This is a genomic window from Terriglobales bacterium, from assembly GCA_035651655.1.
In the GTDB taxonomy this organism is placed as follows: Bacteria; Acidobacteriota; Terriglobia; order Terriglobales; family Acidobacteriaceae; genus DASRFG01.
Genome location: DASRFG010000014.1, coordinates 126,429 through 145,105, shown reverse-complemented (window position 1 = coordinate 145,105; position 18,677 = coordinate 126,429). Strand labels below are relative to the sequence as shown.

Here is an 18,677-nt window from a genome sequence, read left to right as displayed (position 1 = left end):
CATGCCGGAGCTTGACGTCGTCATACCGGTTTACAACGAAGGCTCCGGCATTGTTGCTGTACTGGAGGCTTTGGAAAGCTCAGTCCAAACACCGTTTAGAGTCCTCATCTGTTATGACCGCGAGGACGATGACACATTACCAGCACTGGCGAAATACTCTCCAGGAGGGTTGGAGATCGTGCTGGTACGCAATCGTGGTGTGGGGCCGCACGACGCGGTGATGAGTGGGTTTTGCTCCAGCACCGCGCCTGCAGTATTGGTCTATCCGGCGGACGACAGCTATAACACAGGCATCCTGGATTCCATGTATCAGAAGTTCGCTGCAGGGTGTGACATTGTGGCAGCAAGCCGCTTTATTGCCGGTGGATGTATGGAGGGCTGTCCGTGGTTGAAAGCTGTGATGGTCCGGGCCTCCGCCTTTACCCTCCATCACCTTGCCAAGATATCAACCCACGATGCAAGCAATGGCTTTCGTTTATTTTCGCGACGCGTTCTTGAGCAGATCGAGGTCGAGTCGAGCCAGGGTTTTACCTATAGCATCGAGCTGCTAGTTAAGACGCATAGGCTTGGTTGGAGAATCTGTGAAGTTCCGGCTCGCTGGTTTGAGAGGAAAAGTGGCGCCAGCCGCTTCCGTGTTTTGCGATGGGCGGGAGCATATCTGCGGTGGTATTTCTATGCGTTTGCAACAACGTATCTGCGACGAGGGCCGGAGACTGTTCCGATACGCAAAACTTCGTTGGCTTCGAGCGAGAACTCGTTCTTTCGTCAACGTTCGCAATAACTTGCTCAAGCTCTCGCTGGGGAAATTACCTTCGGCGTTGGCAAGGGCACGATGAATTTACCTCGGTATCCCTTTGCGGCCAGGTTGGAGATTAGTTCGTCTGCAATGTGCCAGGACAAAAGCAAAGCATACTCCGGTTGGTCCGCATAGAGTTTGGATTCTTCCAAGACTGGAACCAGGGTTCCCGGCATGTACTTGCCAATTTTGTATGAACCTTTGATTTCTACAACGCAATCGAGGATACCGTCATCGAGACCGACATAATTGACTAGAGTGCTGGCTCTGCTGGGAGCACCCACTCCATAGATCTTATGGTCCGCTCCCTTAATGGCGCTAAGCAGGGCATGAAGCCCGAGCTTTGATTTGACCACCTGGGCACGAAAGCGCTGTAAGTTGGCCACTGTAATTGCGCTGGCTTCAGCTGAAAGAACTGGCGCAACGCTTTCCTGAACCTTGTGCTTTCCTTTGCGTGACGCATAAACCCTGATGGAGCCGCCATGGGTGGGAATGCGACGTGCATGGATCACTTCCAGGCCATGCATATCCAACAGATACTTAAGACTGGTCAGGGTGTAATAGCGAAGGTGTTCGTGATAAATAGTGTCGTATTGCAGAGTCTCCACCAAAGACATAAAGTAGTGCGATTCGGAAATAAAGATTCCGTCATCCTGCAACAATTCCAGAATAGACTCGACGATCTCATGAACGTCTTCAATATGCGCGAAGACGTTGGTTGCGGTTATGATTTTCGCTTGTCCGTGGTCGGATCGAGCCTTCTCTGCCGCTGCCCGATTAAAAAAAGAGATGGTGGTTGGAATGCCACGAGCATTCGCCAGTTTGGCTGCATTCGTTGGTTCGATGCCGAAAACTCTATGTCCGCCATTTTGAAAATTACTGAGCAGGGTGCCGTCATTAGACCCAATATCGACGACCAAGTCTTGCGGAGTTAAAGGATACAAACTCTGGACTTCTCTGTATAGTTCAGCAAAATTCTCCCGCAGAATTCGAGTCGTCCCGCTGGTGTAGGGGTATGTCGGAGGAAACAAAATTGCGGGATCCACGATGAGGCCTAGCTGCACAAGTTGGCACTTAAGACAACGAAGGACCTGAGCCGGATACGCGGGCTGTTCCGCGGGACGGCTGCCAATCGCAGGCATAGTGTTGACCGGGGGAAGATACCCCACAAAAATAACGGGCTCGAGCTGTGGGGAATCGCACACTTGGCAGCTCTCGACCAGAACACTTCCGTTCGAACCCGCCGCGAGCTTCTTTTGCCTTAAGGTTTGCAAGGAGTTAGTCGGTTTGCAGTTGCGCAGCTTTCTTTGTGAAGGTCTCGCAGTACCAGCTGAGTGTCTTCTCCAAGCCTTTTTCTAATGAGACTTGTGGTTCATACCCGAGGCCCCGCATCTTCGTGATATCAGGACACCGCCGAAGAGTTCCGCCGGCATGGCCTTCGCCGGGAACCACCTCCACATCGCGGCCAAAATATCGGGCCATGGTCTTGGCCAGATGCTCAATGCTCACCTCGTCCTGAGTGCCAATGTGATAAATGCCGAGGTGCTCGCCTTTTTCGATGACGCGCAATACGCCGTCAATGAGGTCATCAATGAAGACAAACGCGCGTTTCTCCTGCCCGGTGCCGCGTACCGGTAAACGAATTTTACCCTTGGTCGTGCGGCTTAGCTCAAGCATACGCATCGCCAGTTGCGGAATCACATGCTCGGTCCCCATGTCGGGACCGTAAACGTTGTGTGGACGGAAAATAGTTACGTGTCTGAAGTGTTTGCGTCCGAAATTGATTGCGAGCAGTTCACTGACGATTTTGCCGCAACCGTAGCTATACCTGGGATTCAACGGATCGGGGACAGAGAGAGCGACTGTTTCATCCGTCGGAACTACCGGTGCGGTTTGATACACTTCGGAACTGGACGCCAGGGTGAGGGCAGGAACCTTGTTTTTAATGCAGCCGTCAATCACGTTGGTGATTCCCTTTACAGCTACTTCCAGAACGCGATCGGGGATCGAGTAAAAGAATTCAGTCCCATTTATGTATGCCAGGTGGCATACGCAATCCATCCCCCGAGTGGCGTGCTCCACTGCGTTTGGATCGCGGATATCACCAAGCAGAACCTCTACGTCGGCTGCAGCTTCGCCCAGTCGTTCCCTGGAACCTCGTGAATCATTATCGAAAGAGCGCACACGCCCGCCGGCCCTGACGAGGGCCTTGACCAGGGCACTTCCAATAAAGCCGTGCCCGCCTGTAACGAGAAAGGACTTGTGAGAGATACCGCTAGGCTTAGGCAACGGCACTCTTCCGCTTCGGTGTGATACCCCATAAATCTACAACATCAACTCCGTCCGGAAAATGCAGCTCCCTGTAGGCTGAGTGCGGAACCGCAACGATCGCAATGTCACAAGAAGCCACCAACTCCTCTTTTGTCACGAAACTTTCGTCGCGGACAAACTCGTCAGAACAGATTACTTTGGCTCCGTGAAATCGAAGGATTTTGCTTAGCTTGTATGACAATGATTCGCGAGTATCGTCAATATCCGCCTTGAAAGCCATGCCCAGAATGCCGACGCGGACACTGCTCAAGTCATAACGCGCCTTCAGGCTCTCGACCAGGAAATTCGGCAGGCCTTCGTTGGTAGTCATTGCAATATGGCCAAGCATGAACTTGTCGTTGCTGAAGGCGAACAGCTGCATCGTGTCTTTCATTAGGCAGGGACCGGCGGCAAAACCTGGGCGAGGCAAGTCACGCATCCGGGGATAGTCTTCCTTCAATCCCTCCAGAATTCGCGTGTAGCTCATGCCCGCTGATTCAGCAATCATGTAAAACTGGTTCGCGGCTGCGAACTGGATATAACGATACGCATTGCAAAACAGTTTCGCGAACTCGGCCTCCATCGGGAGCATACGGACAATCTTGGGAGCAATCTTAGAAAAAAGGCGGGCGGCCGATTCTTCAGCTTGGAGCGTAGTTCCGCTGACAATCTGAGGAAGACTTGAAATTTCCTTAATTGCCTGCCCCTGAACAACGCGTTCCGGGCAAAAGGCGACTCTAGGCTTCTTGCCACGGGACTCGAAATAGCGCTGTAGAAAATTAGTTACACCGGGGAACACGGTTGAACGCAGCACAATCGTCTGATCGTCCGAGATGTAGGGCAGAATTGCGTCAATGCAATCCGTGATTGAACGCATCTTAGGATTGTGGAACTCATCAATAGGCGTGCCCACAGTCAAGACGATATACGGAATATTTTTCAGTTCGGCAACGTTCTCAGTAAGACTGAGGAGGCCATCTGCCAAGACCTGCTTTAGGAGTGCCTCGCCGCCCTCTTCGCAAAAAGGCAATCTGGCGAGTGCCAGTTGTTTCATAGCTTGAGAGTTGATGTCATAGATCAGCGTCGGCAGGCCCTTTGCCGCCATCACCATAGCGAGCGGCGCGCCCACGTGCCCCGCTCCTCCAACAACGCAGACAGCGAATTTTTTAATCGCGGGAGAGATGGGCCTACGATTGTTGGTTCTTCTGGAAGGCATTTAACAATGACGAGCGCCAGGTTTCGAGTAAGAATACACGTTTTTAGCCAAAGTGCTCAACTGAACGTAGATTTTAGGGCCGTTTCCCCGGTGATGCAGGCAGCTCTATAAACCAGCCGGGCGGGTTGACCGGGATGAAGAATTCCGGCGTGGGTTTTCCCGATTTCTTGTCATTTCTCCACGAGCTTATCTGTGCGGCGTTGTTCTTCCAATGCAAATCCGCAAACTGCGGGATTCGAAAATTTCCGTATATTCCGCCAGCAAAAATGAGGATGAGCAGAGTGCATCCCCAAGCCTGGCTGCGCAGGGCGACTCCACGTTCCAATCCCAGAGCAACCAGATAAATCACCAGGCACGATCCTAAAAAAAAATAGCGTTCACCGCGGTCCGGGATTTCGGCAAGGCTGGCAAAAGGCAACAGCCCTGGTCTTACAATGAGGGGTAGAGCTGTTGCGGCGATTATCAGATACGAGGCTGCGAGTACCCTAACCCGCTCCTCTTGTGCGATGCGCAGCCACAGCCAGGTGAAAAGCGAGGATGAAATTGCAGTCGTTAGAAAAACTGTGCTCATGTAGCCTGCTCTTGCAGTTCTTACAACCCATGGTATTCCCATGATTACTTGCAGCAAGATTTTGTAACTCAATGCCATAAACAACGCGAAAACCACCGCATCCGCACTTGGCTTGGAAAGTGGTATCCCGCGGCGCGAGAAGACCGCGAATGCGGATTGCAGGAGCCCACCCAGTCCCATCGCAGTGGTAAACCAGCCAGCGCGGGTCCGTTTCTGTAGAAGTCGGTAAATCCCTATCGGAATCACGATCACCAGGATCGGCATACAAAGGCCAATTCCCATCGCCAGCAGCAACCATAAACACCGACGCAGGAGACCGTGCGCATCCGGCGGCTGAGCGACAAGTAAGATTCCCCCTAACAGTACGTACCACTGCGAATTTGCTAAATTCCCAACTAATTCTGCTGAATGAATACCTGAGACGACGATCAGGCACAAAGTACACCGCATCCAGTCCGAAGAAATGTAGGTTCGATATCGTGGTAATGCGAACATTGCGCAACACACGGAATCGATCGTCAGCGCTGAAAGATCGTAAGACAAAGGGGCGTAACGCACTGGAAACAACGAAGAGAATGCAGCAACAACTCTCCCCAGGGGCTGAAAATATCCTTGGTAGGGCGTGCCCAACGCATGGAAAAAGCTCTTCACCAGTTGGTCGCGAAAGAAAAGAGTGCCATCCTCGGCCCAAAATTGTGGATTGAGAAGACAATCCGGCTTTCGCAACACAAAAATGAAGAAAATCGTGACGGCGACGATCACGAAATTGCGGTAAGGGGCGGTGCCACTCTGCTCTAATGGCTCAGCTTGCGGCACGGCGCTGCTCATGTGCACCGTTGCTCCCGCACCCAGTTCAGCGGCAGGTGAATCGTGGTCACTTCACCATCCTCATCGCTGGTCGAAGCCCGTCGAAATTTAGCGCACCAACCGCACCCAACGGATGCGCCCCGTTCCGACGTTTTGCGCGTCATTGGCATTGCTGTTAAACAGGTGGAGGCGCAATTGGGCGATCTCGCCCTTCCACTCCGAATGCGTTTGTACCGGAAATGTTAACAGCCTCCAGTGGGGAGATGGCAAGTGGGCAAGATGGATCGCGGCAATCTCAGAAAATTGGCTATCGCGCCTCCGCCAGTACAAGGAAAAGATTTTTCCTACGCTACCGCTCACGCATATCCATATTTCTTTCACTTCCTGAGCTGCAAACGGCACAATTGGCAGAACCAGGTGAAAGCTGGGGCCCTGGACGTGGGCCACGGCGTACTCCGCCTCCTGCTGCAGTGAACCAGGCTGCGAGTGACTGAGCTGCGCGAGGTTGATGTTTCGCTCCGCAAACGAAATATCCCGGGTAGGCTGCTTGGGATCCCAAAGAGACAGCGGATAACCAAGCATTGTCATTCCTTCATGAAGGTTCTGCTCGAGCAGTAACACGACTTCCTCAGGTATGGGTTCTGATTTCCACCTGTTCACCGAATGCGACAGGTCCTTCGCGGTCGCGTGGTCGCGCACAAAGTCTTCTCTAAACTGCGGTTTGACCCCAGTCAATGTTTCAATCCTTTTGACCACTTCCGGGCGATCGGACGCGTAATCTTCATAACGCACCAGCTGCGTGTCCTGGCGATGGCGATCAGCGAAATAGTTTTCAAAAGTTTCAATGAAGGCACGCGCTAAACTCCGCGCATGATCCAGATCTGTGTCGCCCGCCAACCGTGCAAAACCAAGCGTGTTCCGCTTCTGCATAAACGCGTTGGTTGAGATAAATATGTCCCGCGGATCGCGTAAGTTATAAATGGTGAAGCACGCGAGATATTGGCGAAGTACCGGCGCCAGCCAGTTGGGGGCCTTTTCCGCATAAAACAAAGCCGCCGGGACTTGGCGAAGAACGTCGCTACAAAATCTTTTCCATAAATCGCACACCCAGCCAGAACCGTTGGCGAATGACTCCCTGGCGTTTGGGTGGTAGACATTGGGACTGTTGATGCGGTGTATGATCCATGGCGGTTGGCCGCCGACTCCGGCGTAGTTCAAGTTGTAAAGCTGCTCCGCGTCGACGTACTGATGCAGATCTGGACGTTGCATCAGCTGGGTAAACTTTACCAAATATGTAAGATAGCGGCTCTCATAGGGAAACTCCCTATAGAACACCACACGTTGATCGGAGCCGAGCAATGCCATAAGGGCGGTACTACCGCTCCGGCCTCCTCCAGAAATGAGAATGGGGGTCAATGTTTCCATGGACGCCAGGATCAGCAGATAAACTTATCACGAATGCAATCTGCACAAGATCCATGGCCGCGGGGCACCCTGTGCCCTGAAGCGCACGTATCGGTAAGAGCGCGTGCGCCAGGAACATGAATAAAAAGATTCGAAACGAAGCCAATGAGCTTAGCTGACCCGGTTCTAAGAGGTGTTCAAATCCGTCCGTTTTTTGCCATCCTGCCTATGTGCTCGGCGGCGCGATAGGCGAGCGCCTGGATGGTGCAGGTGGGCTGGTTGCGGCCGGCTGAGACGAAACTGCTCCCGTCAACAATAAACAAATTGGGAATGTCGTGGGCGCGGTGGTACTTGTCCACCACCGACTGCTGGGGATCGTTCCCCATGCGGCAGGTTCCCATGAGGTGCACGGAAGTGGTTATGTCGTCGGGAGTATCGGCCCATTTTTTCTTGGCGCCTGCGGCGTCCAGCAATTCCAGGGCACGTTCCCGGAAGAAGGCCATATTCTTCAGATCGTCAGGGTGATTCTTGTAGGTGACGCGCATTGCCGGAAGGCCCCAGGCATCTTTCATGCCTGGATCAAGGGTAATGGTGTTGCTCTCCATGGGCAACGTGGTCAGATGACACAGAATCATCATGCTGCGAGTGTAGTTTTCTTTCAGCGCTTTTTTAAATTCCGAGCCCCAGCGCGGAACGTCGGGCGGAAGTCCGTAAAGTGCAAAGCCGATGGGGTAAGCGTCAAAGCGCGCATCCAGGCCGCCACCACCATAAAAACCACGCTTCGGGTCTGCGTCATAAAAATCCTGCACTACACGGGTTACGACCACGCTCTTGTACTCGTTGAGCGGATGTTCGAAGGTACCTTCGGCGGCCTGACCACAATCAAACATCAAATATTTGCCGACCAGCCCACTGGAGTTAGCGAGACCGTCGGGAAACAGGTTGGATTTTGAGAGCAGCAGCAGGCGCGGAGTCTCTGCTCCGTTGGCGCACAACACTACCGCTTTCGCTTTTTGAAAGATCTCTTGTTTTTGACCATCGAAATAAATCACGCCGTCCACACGCCCGCGACGGTCAGTTGAAATTTTCCGCACATAACTGTGAGGACGAATTTCGCAGCGGCCTGTTTTCTCCGCAACTGGAATAACGCTGGCCAGCGTGCTCGATTTGGCTCCGAATTCGCAGCCCATCAACTCGCAGTAGCCGCAGTGACCGCATTGCGACCTGCCCTGATAGGGCTGCGAGAGAATTGCCATGGGCGCCGGATAAGGGTGCCAGCCCAGCTTGCGCGCCCCACGTTCCAGCAACGCACCCGAGGATTTGATGGGCAGTGGCGGCAACGGATAGGGCTTGGACCGAGGGGCATCGAAGGGGTTGGCACCCGCAAGGCCTGAGACGCCGATGTCCCACTCAGCTTTGCTGTAATACGGTTCAAGCTCAGCGTAGGTTATGGGCCAGTCAGAAAAACCGGTGCCCGCAATCGGCCCCCAGCGGCTGCGTTCCATAAAATCAATTTCGTGAAAGCGCCAGTAATTAGCGGTGAAATGGACTGTCCCACCGCCCACGCCCTGGCCGTATTCGACGGTGGGAGCGATCACCGCTTTGTCTTTGGCGGTCTTGCGGAAAGTGTTCGGCTGACGCTCGTGATTATTGGTAAGCACCTCTTGCCCGATGTACGGCTGCTGCCAATTGTTCCGCGTCTTCAACTCGTCATGCTGAAAGTCTTTACGCCGGAAATACGGTCCCTGTTCCAGAACGACTACCTGAAAACCGGCTACGGAAAGCTCTTTGGCGACTACCCCGCCGGCAGCACCAGCGCCGATGATCACAAAGTCAACGGGGGTACCGACTTCAAATTTGGTCATGACTTAGGGTCCGATACGGGGTCGGACTGAGGCTTGTTCTTTGTGTATTCAGCGTCGTAGTAGCCGAAGGGAGGTTCGTAGAAGAACTGGTCTTCAAAGCCCAGGGTCTTCCATCCGATATTGTTGTAGTTGCCGCCGTACTCGGGATTGGCAAGAAATCCCATAATAGTGTGTACTCGTACGGTCTCGAAAAAATCAGTTTTCTCGATTGTCTTGAGCAACTGAATTTGTTGCGCTGAACTCAGACCGGAAAATTTCTTAGCAGCCGGGAACATTTCGTGGGTTTTGAATTCGAGCTGCTTCAAGCCTTGCGGATAGAGAGACTGCTTCTCGCGCTCGAAAGTTGTAAGAGCACGATCAATGAAGTAGACGGTCCGAGCTTCGCGTGCCCCTGGCCCGTCATCGCTAGGGATGATTTGGGAAGCAATGGCTTCGACTTCCAGAGCCTGTTCCGCAGAAAAAAAGTCGAATTTCAGTGTCCCGGTTGCTTGCGCCATGCTGTGCGCGTGGCGTTCGGCCTGCAGAATGGAGGGCCAGTGCATAGCCAGCCATGCCGAACTCAGCCCGGAAATGGAACTCATTATGAACTGCCGACGTGAGGCTGTTGCTTTTTCCACAGCTTTCCCCTGCTACCGTCCGATTGAAGATTGTGAATTGCGGCGAATCATAGCACAGGGACAATGGCTCTGCGCCGGCAGTACACAACATTGTCCAGTTGCCGCTCGAGTAATTGCAGTAGATTGAGTCCGTCAGGCCGCTCATTCTTTGTGCTTCAGCTTGTAACGGGAGGTTCCTGTCGGCGCGGCACTTGCGATTGCGCAACACGCGTCCCGGAGACGAAGAATGCTTTGCGTTTTTTCTCTAAGTGCCTTAGACTTCCCGCCGATTCTTTCTTAGCTTGAAAGGGCGACATCATGGCCACAACACGAAGGAGTTTTCTTGGAACTTTGGGAGCTGCGGCTGCCATTGGCGCGGTAGGGGGAGGTAAGTTTGCCGAGGCAACGAAAGGTGAACCTATGTCCGGCAAATCCCCTTCAGCTTCCACTGACAAGGTCCTGTTCTGGGTGGCAGCCCTCACCCCCTGCGACAAGAATTTGAAATTTGACGAAGGCATTTATGCCGAGGAGATGGCCTATCTCAAGCAGGCCGGCGCGGATGGGGTCGTGGTGCTGGGGACAACGGGTGAATACCCATCTTTTTCAGTGGCCGAGAGAAAGAAAATCGCCGAAGTCGCATTTAAGAATCGCAACGGATTGAACATCATGGTCTCGCCCGGAACCTCGAACTTCCCCGAAACCATCGAGTTGTCCGAGCATGCGCAGGCAAATGGCGCTGATGGCTTGCTGGTGATCCCGCCGTTCTACTACAAGAAGCCATCTCTGGAAGGACTGGTGAAGTACTTTTCTCTGCTTTTCGGAAGAGTGACAATTCCTATCAACCTGTACCACATACCCGATACCAGCGGCGTGCCAATCTCGCTCGAATTGCTGCACAGGTTAGAAAAATATCCGAATCTTGCGGGAATAAAAGATTCCAGCGATGACGTTCCGGAATACCAGCGCTTTGTGCATGAGTTTCCAAAGCTGAACATGCGAACCGGCACGGTGACCAATCTGAAAGCTGCGCTGGACAATGGCATGGGAGCCATACTGATGGAAGGCAATCTTTTCACCCGCGAGATCGCTGCGGTATTCGCTGCGAAGCGCGCGGGCAACAGCCTCGATGCTCCCCTGGCAAAGCTGGATGCGGCCATAAAACTGCTGGAGCCAGCCGGCGGTTATGAATTCGGACCTATGAAGTATGCGCTCAGCCTTCAGATGGGAACGCGGCAGACCTATCAGCGCCCCCCCTTTGCCGACATGACCGATGAGCAACGCACAAAAATGAAAGCGGCGGTGGAACAGCTAAAGCAGATGGCATGAGAATGACGCCACTGCCTGCATCTCACGCTGGAAATTTATTCGACCTTCTTACCTATCAATGACCGCGGCGTTAAAAGCATTGCACAGGAGGATGATGCCCCAAGGGAACACGGGTAGATGCATCTCTCTGCTGGTTTGTGCCGCTGCGTTAGTGTGCAACTCCGAATCAGCTTTGGGCCAATATCACGCAAAGCAAACCGAATGGCCCACCTACACAGCCGATCTTGCAGGCACTCGGTACCGGCCGTTCGACCAGATCAATGCCTCAAATTTTAATGACCTCGAAGTAGCCTGGCGAGTGAAGACGGACATCTTTGGCAACCGGCCGGAGTACAAGCTGGAGGGGACGCCATTGATGGTGAACGGCGTGGTGTATGCGACCGCGGGTTCGCGTCGTGCCGCCATCGCCCTGGATGCGGCGACTGGTGAACTTCTCTGGGTGCACGGCGAGCATGAGGGAGCACGTGGCGCCGCCGCTCCCCGTCAACTCTCAGGCCGCGGACTATCGTACTGGTCTGACGGAAAAGAAGAACGGATTTTCTATATCACTCCGGGATATCGGCTGATCTGCCTGGATGCGAAAACCGGGGTCCGGGTGCCCTCGTTCGGAGACGGCGGCGCGGTGGACCTGAAGCTGAATGACGATCAAACTTTCTTCCCCGACTTGACGACGGGTGAAATCGGATTGCACTCGGCCCCGACGGTGGCGGGAAACACGATCATTGTCGGCGCAGCATTCCGCGAAGGCTTTACTCCGGTTAGCATGCGCAATAACAAGGGCTACGTCCGCGGGTTCGATGTCCGCACCGGCAAGCGCCTTTGGATTTTCCACACCATTCCGAAGAAAGGCGAATTCGGTTACGACACCTGGCTGAATGGCTCGGCGGAATACACCGGCAATACCGGCGTATGGACGCAGATCACTGTGGACGAGCAGCTAGGGTTGGTCTATTTGCCGGTGGAGTCGCCGACCGGAGATTTTTATGGCGGACACCGGCCAGGAAACAACTTGTTTGGAGAGAGCCTGGTCTGTGTTGACCTGAAGACCGGCGAGCGTAAGTGGCACTATCAGTTCGTTCACCATCCTCTCTGGGACATGGATATTTCGTCGGCACCAATTCTTGCCGACATCACGGTCAACGGCAGACAGGTGAAGGTAGTGGCTGAGCCAACGAAGCAGGGCTTTCTCTATGTATTCGACCGGGTGACCGGAAAACCGGTGTGGCCGATAGAAGAGCGTCCGGTGGAGGTTGGCACAGTGCCGGGCGAGTGGTACTCACATACGCAGCCATTTCCTACCAAACCGTCTGCTTACAGCCGAAATGGCCTTTCGATTGACGATCTGATTGATTTCACACCCGCGCTTCGCGCAAAAGCGGAGGCGATTGTCTCCAAGTACCACATGGGCCCAATCTTCACTCCTCCGGTCGTCAGCAAGGTTGATGGCCCGCTCGGCACTCTTATGGTGGGAGCCGATTCCGGCGGGACAAACTGGCCGGGCGGATCATACGATCCGGAGACCCACACGGCTTATCTCTTTGCATGCAACTCCTGTCTTGATCCGGTTGGGTTGGTGGCTCCGCCGAAGAATTTTTCGGACATGAATTACGTCTATGGAACTGCCGGGCAAGAAGTGCATATGATCAACGCCGCAGGGGACAGCTCCAGTGCTGATGCGCCGAAACCCATGAAAAGGGGCAAGGCTAATGGCTACGTAGAGCTGAATGTTGATGGCTTGCCGCTGCTCAAACCCCCTTATGGGACCATCACTGCTATTAATCTCGACAAAGGCGTGATCGTGTGGCAGATCGCGCACGGAGAAACGCCGGATGCGATCAGGAACCATCCTGCACTGAAGGGGCTCCATATTCCACGCACCGGCCAGGAGACGTACAACATCGGCACGCTAGTGACTAAAACTCTTGTGATTGCTGGTGAAGGACAAGTGACTACAACGACCGAGCATCCGCGTGGAGCGATGCTGCGTGCATATGACAAGGCAACCGGCAAAGAGGTCGGCGCCGTTTATCTGCCCGCGCCACAGAGCGGGTCGCCGATGACGTACATGCTGAATGGCAAGCAGTACATCGTGGTTGCGGTGAGCGGCGGCAACTATTCGGGCGAGTACATTGCGTTCACACTGCCATCGCCAGAGGAGTGAAGACAGGACGCATCCCGACGAGATGAGAGTGATAGCAGCCAGGCTTCCCGCGAACGAAGATTCCGATACAAGGTGGAGAGTGACAGTCATCGGCCTGATTGCTATTACCTGGCTTGGTTGCGCATGTTGGGCACAACCGCTGAGCCATTCGCAAGGGGAGCCGGCACAGTCTGAATCCCGTTCGGTTTGGGATGGAGTCTATTCGGAAGACCAAGCCAAACGCGGAGAGCAACTTTTTCAAAAGGGATGCGCGTCGTGCCATGGTGAAACGTTGCACGGAGCAGGGGAAGCGCCACCCCTGGCAGGGCCTCGCTTCACTTCCAACTGGAACGGGCTTCCGCTCGGAGATCTGTTCGAACGTATTCGACGCACCATGCCGCAGGACAATCCCGGGCGGATTGGCCGTCAGAACAAAATAGACATTTTGGCTTACATCCTGAGCTTTAATAAATTTCCGGCCGGAAATACGGATCTGCCGCGACAGCCGGAATTTTTGCGGGAGATCCGGTTTGAGGCCAGCAAGCCTGAGCCAACCAAATAACGGAGGACGTATGAAGCGAATACTTCCAGTGGTCGCAATCGCCGCTGCGCTGATCGGTTATATCGCGGGCAGGGCGACGCGGCCCAGCTTGCAGCCCGTTTTGACGGGTCACCTGAATGACTTTTCGCTGATCCAGAAAGCTTTCGCGCAGAGGAATGCCGGCGAAGCGAGGCCGTTTGGCTACGACAATCCTGAAGATCCGCCGATCGCGCCCGATGCGCCACCTCCTACTCATTGGAACATTGACGACATACAGAAGGCGCACACCGAGCTGGCGGCGAGGGCGATGAAGGCGGCGAGCCAGGCGGGGAGCGGGAGCAGCCAGTCATTTGGCGGCGGCCCGGTGCATGTACAGACACGCAATTTCAGCATGTTCATGCTGTATCGGCTCCATCGAGATCAACCTGTCCCGAGCCTGACAAAAGTGAATAGCGTCTGGGACGACGCCGAACAGCATGCGGGCGTTTACGACTTCTACGTTTTTACCGGCGGAACTGGAGAGATGATTGTGGGTGGAAAAATCGCTAACGAACAAAACTTAAAAGACAAGGACGGCATAATTCCGGGCGAGTATCGCGGTCAACCTATTATCGGCGGGCAGACTTTCAAAGTTAAAGCTGGAGACTGGCTGCTAATTCCGCCGAATGCTCCACACCAACCCAAGCCCGATCCCGGCGGCTTCAGCTACATGATTATCAAGCTGAATACCGGGGTCTATCCATGGGCGCTGGTTCGTTAGTGGCCAGGCACGGACCCTCGAGAGCAGGGGCTTACTTCCCTGCCGCTGCACCTTTTGCCAGGAGTGGCGCCGGACTTCCGGACATGACAGAGGAAATCGCCCGCAACAAGCTCTCCACGCTGTGTGGTGAGTCTATGGCTCCATCCACTTGCGGATGATCACCTGCGTGCAGGACCAAGACTTTGGTAGCGGGATTGGCCTTCTTTGCCATGTAAGGCAGATGATGGCGATCGTTCTTGTCGAGGGTGTGGCCGAGAATCACCAGGTCGAACTTCTTGCGTTTAAGAGCTTCCTGAATCCCTTTGCGGCCGATCGCGGTTTCAACGGTGTGGCCGGCTTCCTTCATGTGAGACAGTTCTGCAGCAAGCGCCTTTTCATCATCTTCGCCGTACAGGATATTCAGCTTGGAAGGGTTGGACATAGGTTACCGGGTTTCGCCTCTCTGGGACACTCAGGCGATTACGGTAACAAGCCGGCAAGGCGATTAAAACGTCACCAAAGGTCAAGTCCTGCGGAGTCAATCATGCTTGAAAGCCGCGTCAAACGCGACATTTGAAGGACTTACGTCAAGTCGTCTGACCAGCGCGAGGGCCTCTGGAGCGCCCTGCTCACGGTCCATTCCGTTGTCTTCCCATTCGATTGAGAGCGGGCCCTTGTATCCCACTTGATTCAACGCGCGGAAGATGCGCTCGAAGGGAACACTGCCTCGACCGGGAGAGACAAAGTCCCAGCCGCGGCGATGATCGCCAAAAAACAGATGTGAAGAAAGGATACTGTTGCGGCCGTCGAGCACGCGAATGGATTCCTTTACGTGCATGTTGTAGATGCGATCGGCATATTCATAAACGAACGGCACGGGATCAACCATCTGCCAGTGCAGGTGACTGGGGTCGAAGTTGATGCCGAATGAGGCGCGATTGTTGATGGCTTGCAGCGTGCGTCGGGTCGTCCAGAAATCGTACGCGATTTCGCCGGGATGCACTTCGAGCGCGAACTTCACCCCAACCTGGTCGAAGACATCCAAAATCGGGTTCCAGCGGGTGGCGAAATCGCGGTAACCGTCGTCGATCATTTCTGGGGAAACCGGCGGAAACATCGCCAGCACGTGCCATATTTTCGAGCCGGTAAATCCATTCACCACCTTCACGCCCAGCTTTGCCGCGGCACGGGCCGTGTCCATCATGTTCTTTGCAGCGCGCCGGCGCACGCCTTCGGGCTCGCCATCGCCCCAGACCTCCGGAGGCATAATGCCCTTGTGACGCTGGTCAATGTTTAAATCGCAAATTGCCTGGCCTACAAGGTGATTGGAAATCGCGAAGCACTTCAGGTTGTGCTTCTTCAGAATGTCCCATCGGGTTTTACAATATCCGGGGTCGGCGAGGGCCTTCTCTACTTCGAAATGGTCGCCCCAGCATGCGAGCTCAAGCCCGTCGAATCCCCACTTGCTGGCTTTGGCGGCAAGGGTTTCCAGCGGAAGATCAGCCCATTGTCCTGTGAAAAGACAAACCGGTCGTGGCATGCATTGCTCCAGAAGTCGTGATCAAACGCAAACAAGCCTTGGAGTACGCTGGGCCGAGGCTCAGCGTACTCCGAAGAGAATATCGGTAGTCAGTTGATCGAGCCGCTCGTAGCCAAGCCCTTTGGCGGACATAGCCGTGCGATCAAAATTGTGAGCCAACAGCGTTTTGGCTCCAGCTCTGCTATAGCGGCCGACACTCGGAGGTTTCTTGGATGTCTTTGTACCTTCTAAAACCAAGGCCTTGATCTCTTTGTCGGCATTCCAGCGTGCCGCTTTTTCCTTGAGGATGAGGTACGTCCTCATGCAGCCGCGGGCAAAGTCTTTGACGCCCTCGTAATCTTCAGTGCGGTAGGCGTGCGCGTCAAAATGGCGGGGTCCATCGTATCCGACATCCTCCAGAAATTTCACCAGCCAGAAAGCACTCTTCACGTTAGCCGAGCCAAAGCGCAGGTCTTGATCGTAGCGGCCAAATGCCTGGTCGTTCAAATCAATATGAAAAAGCTTGTCCGCCTCCCAGGCTTGCGCCACCGCGTGCATGAAGTTCAAGCCGGACATGTGCTCGTGCGCTACTTCCGGATTCACGCCGACCATCTCGGCATGATCCAGGGTTGGAATCAATGCCAGATAGGCTGCGGTGGTAGCCATATAAATGTCAGCGCGTGGTTCATTGGGCTTGGCTTCCAGCGCGAACTGGTAGTCGTAGCCCTGATCAATGGCGTATTCGCACAGATAGTTAATGGCTTCCCGCAGCCGCTTTATGGCCTCGTCGGCACGGCGGCAAGCATCGGTTTCGACGCCCTCGCGTCCTCCCCAAAGCACAAAGATCTTTGCGCCGAGTTCGACTCCCAGATCCATCGCTCGCATGGTTTTTTGCACTGCATAAGCACGCACCGCGGGATCATTGGCGGTAAACGCGCCATCGCGGAACACCGGATCATAAAACAGGTTTACAGTGGCCATGGGCACGATGATGCCATTCTTCTCGCAAGCTTTGCGAAACTCTCGGACGATGCGGTCGCGCTCTGCGGGAGTGGCGTCAATTGGCACAAGGTCGTTGTCGTGCAGATTCACCCCCCATGCGCCGACTTCAGCCAACATGCGGACGGCTTCGACCGGCGGCAGCGTTGGCCGCACCACGTCGCCGAAGGGATCGCGTCCACGATTGCCGACCGTCCACAGCCCGAAGCTGAATTTGTGCTCAGGACGTGGTTGGTAACTATCTCTCGCCATAAGAACCTCTCGGAAAAATCACTAATCTGGATTGAAAACAGCCCCTCGCCCTCTCAGTTTTGCGGAATAGCTTTCAGCGCTGGATAGAGCGCACGAAAAGCCCGGTATCTCCTCTCCATGATGGCCACACTTCGGGGATCAGGTTGCACCCGTGATCCCACCCGAATCACCGCGCCACAAGCGGCATCCACTGAAGGCCAGACACCGCATCCGACTCCGGCTAACAGGGCTGCCCCATAAGCAGCACCTTCTTCCGCTTCGACGGTTTCCACCGCCCGACCGAAAACCTCCGCCTGAATCTGCCGCCACACTGGGGACCGCGCACCACCGCCGCCCACGCGAATGGTCTCTACCGGGACCTTCATCTCCTCGAAAATGGTCAGGGTATCACGCAGGCTGAAGGCCACGCCTTCCAAGATCGCACGCACAACGTGAGCGCGCGTGTGGCTGGCGGTAAGGCCCACCAGGGCTGCCCGGGCATCGGGATCATTATGCGGGGTTCGTTCGCCCATTAAATACGGCGTCCAGAGAAGCCCGTCCGCACCTGGGGGAGTTTGCGCCGCCTCTTCTGTGAGCCGGGCATAAGGGTCACGGCCATCGTCCGCACCCGCTCCGAACTGATCGCGGAACCAACGCAATGAGAGTCCCGCGCCCTGAGTCACGCCCATCAGGTGCCAGCGACCGGGCACAGCATGGCAGAAGGTGTGCACTCGGGCGGCGGGATCGAGTCCAGGACAGTCGGTAGCAGCAAAAACCACTCCGGAAGTGCCTATGGTCACGCTAACCGCTCCCGGACGAACGATTCCCATTCCTACAGCCCCGGCTGCTTGATCACCAGCACCAGCGACGACCCGGGTGCCTGCGGCTAGACCGGCAGCCTCAGCCCCGGATTTCGACACCGCGCCGACTACCTCTGGGGATTCATAGACTTTGGGCAGGAGGTGGGGGTCAATCTGCAACTCCGAAGCGACGATGGTGGACCAGCGGCGTTGAGCCACATTGAAGAGCAGAGTACCGGAGGCATCGGCAACGTCAATGCAACGTTCGCCAGTCAAGCGGAAGCGAACGTAGTCCTTCGGCAGTAGCACGGTGCGCACATGCTGCCAGATTTCGGGCTCGTTCTCGCGCACCCACAGCAGCTTGGGAAGGGTGAATCCGGTCAATGCTGGATTGGCGGTGAGCTCAATCAGTCGCCGAGCGCCGATTCTCTCGGTAATTTCCCGGCATTGTTTTCCGGTGCGTTGATCACACCAGATGATGGCCGGGCGCAGTACTTCGTCTTTTTCATCGAGCAGGACTGCACCGTGCATCTGGCCGGTGAGGCCGATTCCGGAGATCGCATCAGGCTTCAGACCGGCCTGAGAGAGCGCAGACTTGATTGCCTGGCAGGCTGCTCGCCACCAGTCTCGCGGATCTTGCTCAGCCCACCCGATTTGAGGTGAGCGGAATGGCTGGTGATCGGCTGAACCAACCGCAATCACCGTTCCGGTCTCGGAGACAACGACTGCTCTGGTACCACCAGTCCCGACATCAATGCCCAGAAGGTTCATGGGTTATCAGAAAACGGATGTAGCGCCGCCATCCTGGCGGCACGCA

Annotated in this window: 16 protein-coding genes; 5 read left to right on the top strand and 11 right to left on the bottom strand. The window is 54.9% G+C overall.

Translation table 11 applies throughout. The features are described 5' to 3' along the window. Position 1 precedes the first annotated feature (1 nt). Positions 2 to 781: a glycosyltransferase family 2 protein gene (locus VFA76_06430; protein ID HZR31472.1), complete on the top strand. Its 780-nt coding sequence runs from the start codon at positions 2 to 4 to the stop codon at positions 779 to 781. 5 nt (positions 782 to 786) lie between these two features. Here VFA76_06430 and VFA76_06425 read toward each other — a convergent pair whose 3' ends face one another. The 7 genes from VFA76_06425 to VFA76_06395 all read right to left on the bottom strand — a co-directional run bounded on the left by VFA76_06425 (position 787) and on the right by VFA76_06395 (position 9,550). Further along, positions 787 to 2,001 (bottom strand): class I SAM-dependent methyltransferase, encoded by a 1,215-nt coding sequence (locus tag VFA76_06425; protein ID HZR31471.1) that lies wholly within the window; start codon positions 1,999 to 2,001, stop codon positions 787 to 789. A 73-nt stretch (positions 2,002 to 2,074) separates the two neighbouring features. After that, positions 2,075 to 3,085 carry an NAD(P)-dependent oxidoreductase gene (locus VFA76_06420; GenBank protein HZR31470.1) on the bottom strand — a complete coding sequence of 337 codons (1,011 nt, stop codon included), beginning with the start codon at positions 3,083 to 3,085 and terminating at the stop codon, positions 2,075 to 2,077. After that, positions 3,078 to 4,322, bottom strand: a complete 1,245-nt coding sequence (locus VFA76_06415) for a nucleotide sugar dehydrogenase (protein ID HZR31469.1) — start codon at positions 4,320 to 4,322, stop codon at positions 3,078 to 3,080. Before VFA76_06415 ends, VFA76_06420 begins: the two co-directional genes overlap by 8 nt. Before the next feature lie 73 nt (positions 4,323 to 4,395). Continuing rightward, positions 4,396 to 5,721, bottom strand: coding sequence for a hypothetical protein (locus VFA76_06410; protein HZR31468.1), 1,326 nt, complete (start codon positions 5,719 to 5,721; stop codon positions 4,396 to 4,398). An 87-nt stretch (positions 5,722 to 5,808) separates the two neighbouring features. Next, positions 5,809 to 7,125, bottom strand: coding sequence for a sulfotransferase (locus tag VFA76_06405; protein HZR31467.1), 1,317 nt, complete (start codon positions 7,123 to 7,125; stop codon positions 5,809 to 5,811). A 176-nt stretch (positions 7,126 to 7,301) separates the two neighbouring features. Next, complete coding sequence (locus VFA76_06400; protein HZR31466.1) at positions 7,302 to 8,969, bottom strand: GMC family oxidoreductase; 1,668 nt, start codon at positions 8,967 to 8,969, stop codon at positions 7,302 to 7,304. Beyond that, a complete protein-coding gene (locus tag VFA76_06395) occupies positions 8,966 to 9,550 on the bottom strand; it encodes a gluconate 2-dehydrogenase subunit 3 family protein (protein ID HZR31465.1) in 585 nt (194 codons plus the stop codon). The genes VFA76_06400 and VFA76_06395 overlap by 4 nt, the downstream gene beginning before the upstream one ends. Before the next feature lie 333 nt (positions 9,551 to 9,883). On the opposite strand from VFA76_06395, the gene VFA76_06390 reads away from it, so the two are divergent. The 4 genes from VFA76_06390 (at position 9,884) to VFA76_06375 (ending at position 14,332) form a co-directional block, all read left to right on the top strand. After that, positions 9,884 to 10,891 carry a dihydrodipicolinate synthase family protein gene (locus VFA76_06390; GenBank protein HZR31464.1) on the top strand — a complete coding sequence of 336 codons (1,008 nt, stop codon included), beginning with the start codon at positions 9,884 to 9,886 and terminating at the stop codon, positions 10,889 to 10,891. A gap of 151 nt (positions 10,892 to 11,042) precedes the next feature. Next, on the top strand, positions 11,043 to 13,052 hold the full coding sequence (locus VFA76_06385) for a pyrroloquinoline quinone-dependent dehydrogenase (GenBank protein ID HZR31463.1): 2,010 nt from the start codon (positions 11,043 to 11,045) through the stop codon (positions 13,050 to 13,052). Between the two features lie 79 nt (positions 13,053 to 13,131). After that, positions 13,132 to 13,593: a cytochrome c gene (locus tag VFA76_06380; protein ID HZR31462.1), complete on the top strand. Its 462-nt coding sequence runs from the start codon at positions 13,132 to 13,134 to the stop codon at positions 13,591 to 13,593. Between the two features lie 10 nt (positions 13,594 to 13,603). Continuing rightward, positions 13,604 to 14,332 (top strand): AraC family ligand binding domain-containing protein, encoded by a 729-nt coding sequence (locus tag VFA76_06375; GenBank protein HZR31461.1) that lies wholly within the window; start codon positions 13,604 to 13,606, stop codon positions 14,330 to 14,332. A 31-nt stretch (positions 14,333 to 14,363) separates the two neighbouring features. Here VFA76_06375 and VFA76_06370 read toward each other — a convergent pair whose 3' ends face one another. The 4 genes from VFA76_06370 to xylB all read right to left on the bottom strand — a co-directional run bounded on the left by VFA76_06370 (position 14,364) and on the right by xylB (position 18,631). Continuing rightward, positions 14,364 to 14,753 carry a hypothetical protein gene (locus VFA76_06370; protein HZR31460.1) on the bottom strand — a complete coding sequence of 130 codons (390 nt, stop codon included), beginning with the start codon at positions 14,751 to 14,753 and terminating at the stop codon, positions 14,364 to 14,366. 96 nt (positions 14,754 to 14,849) lie between these two features. Continuing rightward, positions 14,850 to 15,851 (bottom strand): sugar phosphate isomerase/epimerase, encoded by a 1,002-nt coding sequence (locus VFA76_06365; GenBank protein ID HZR31459.1) that lies wholly within the window; start codon positions 15,849 to 15,851, stop codon positions 14,850 to 14,852. A 60-nt stretch (positions 15,852 to 15,911) separates the two neighbouring features. Beyond that, on the bottom strand, positions 15,912 to 17,081 hold the full coding sequence (gene xylA / locus VFA76_06360; protein ID HZR31458.1) for a xylose isomerase: 1,170 nt from the start codon (positions 17,079 to 17,081) through the stop codon (positions 15,912 to 15,914). Positions 17,082 to 17,134: 53 nt separating this feature from the next. Further along, positions 17,135 to 18,631, bottom strand: a complete 1,497-nt coding sequence (gene xylB, locus VFA76_06355; GenBank protein HZR31457.1) for a xylulokinase — start codon at positions 18,629 to 18,631, stop codon at positions 17,135 to 17,137. Between the last annotated feature and the right edge of the window lie 46 nt (positions 18,632 to 18,677).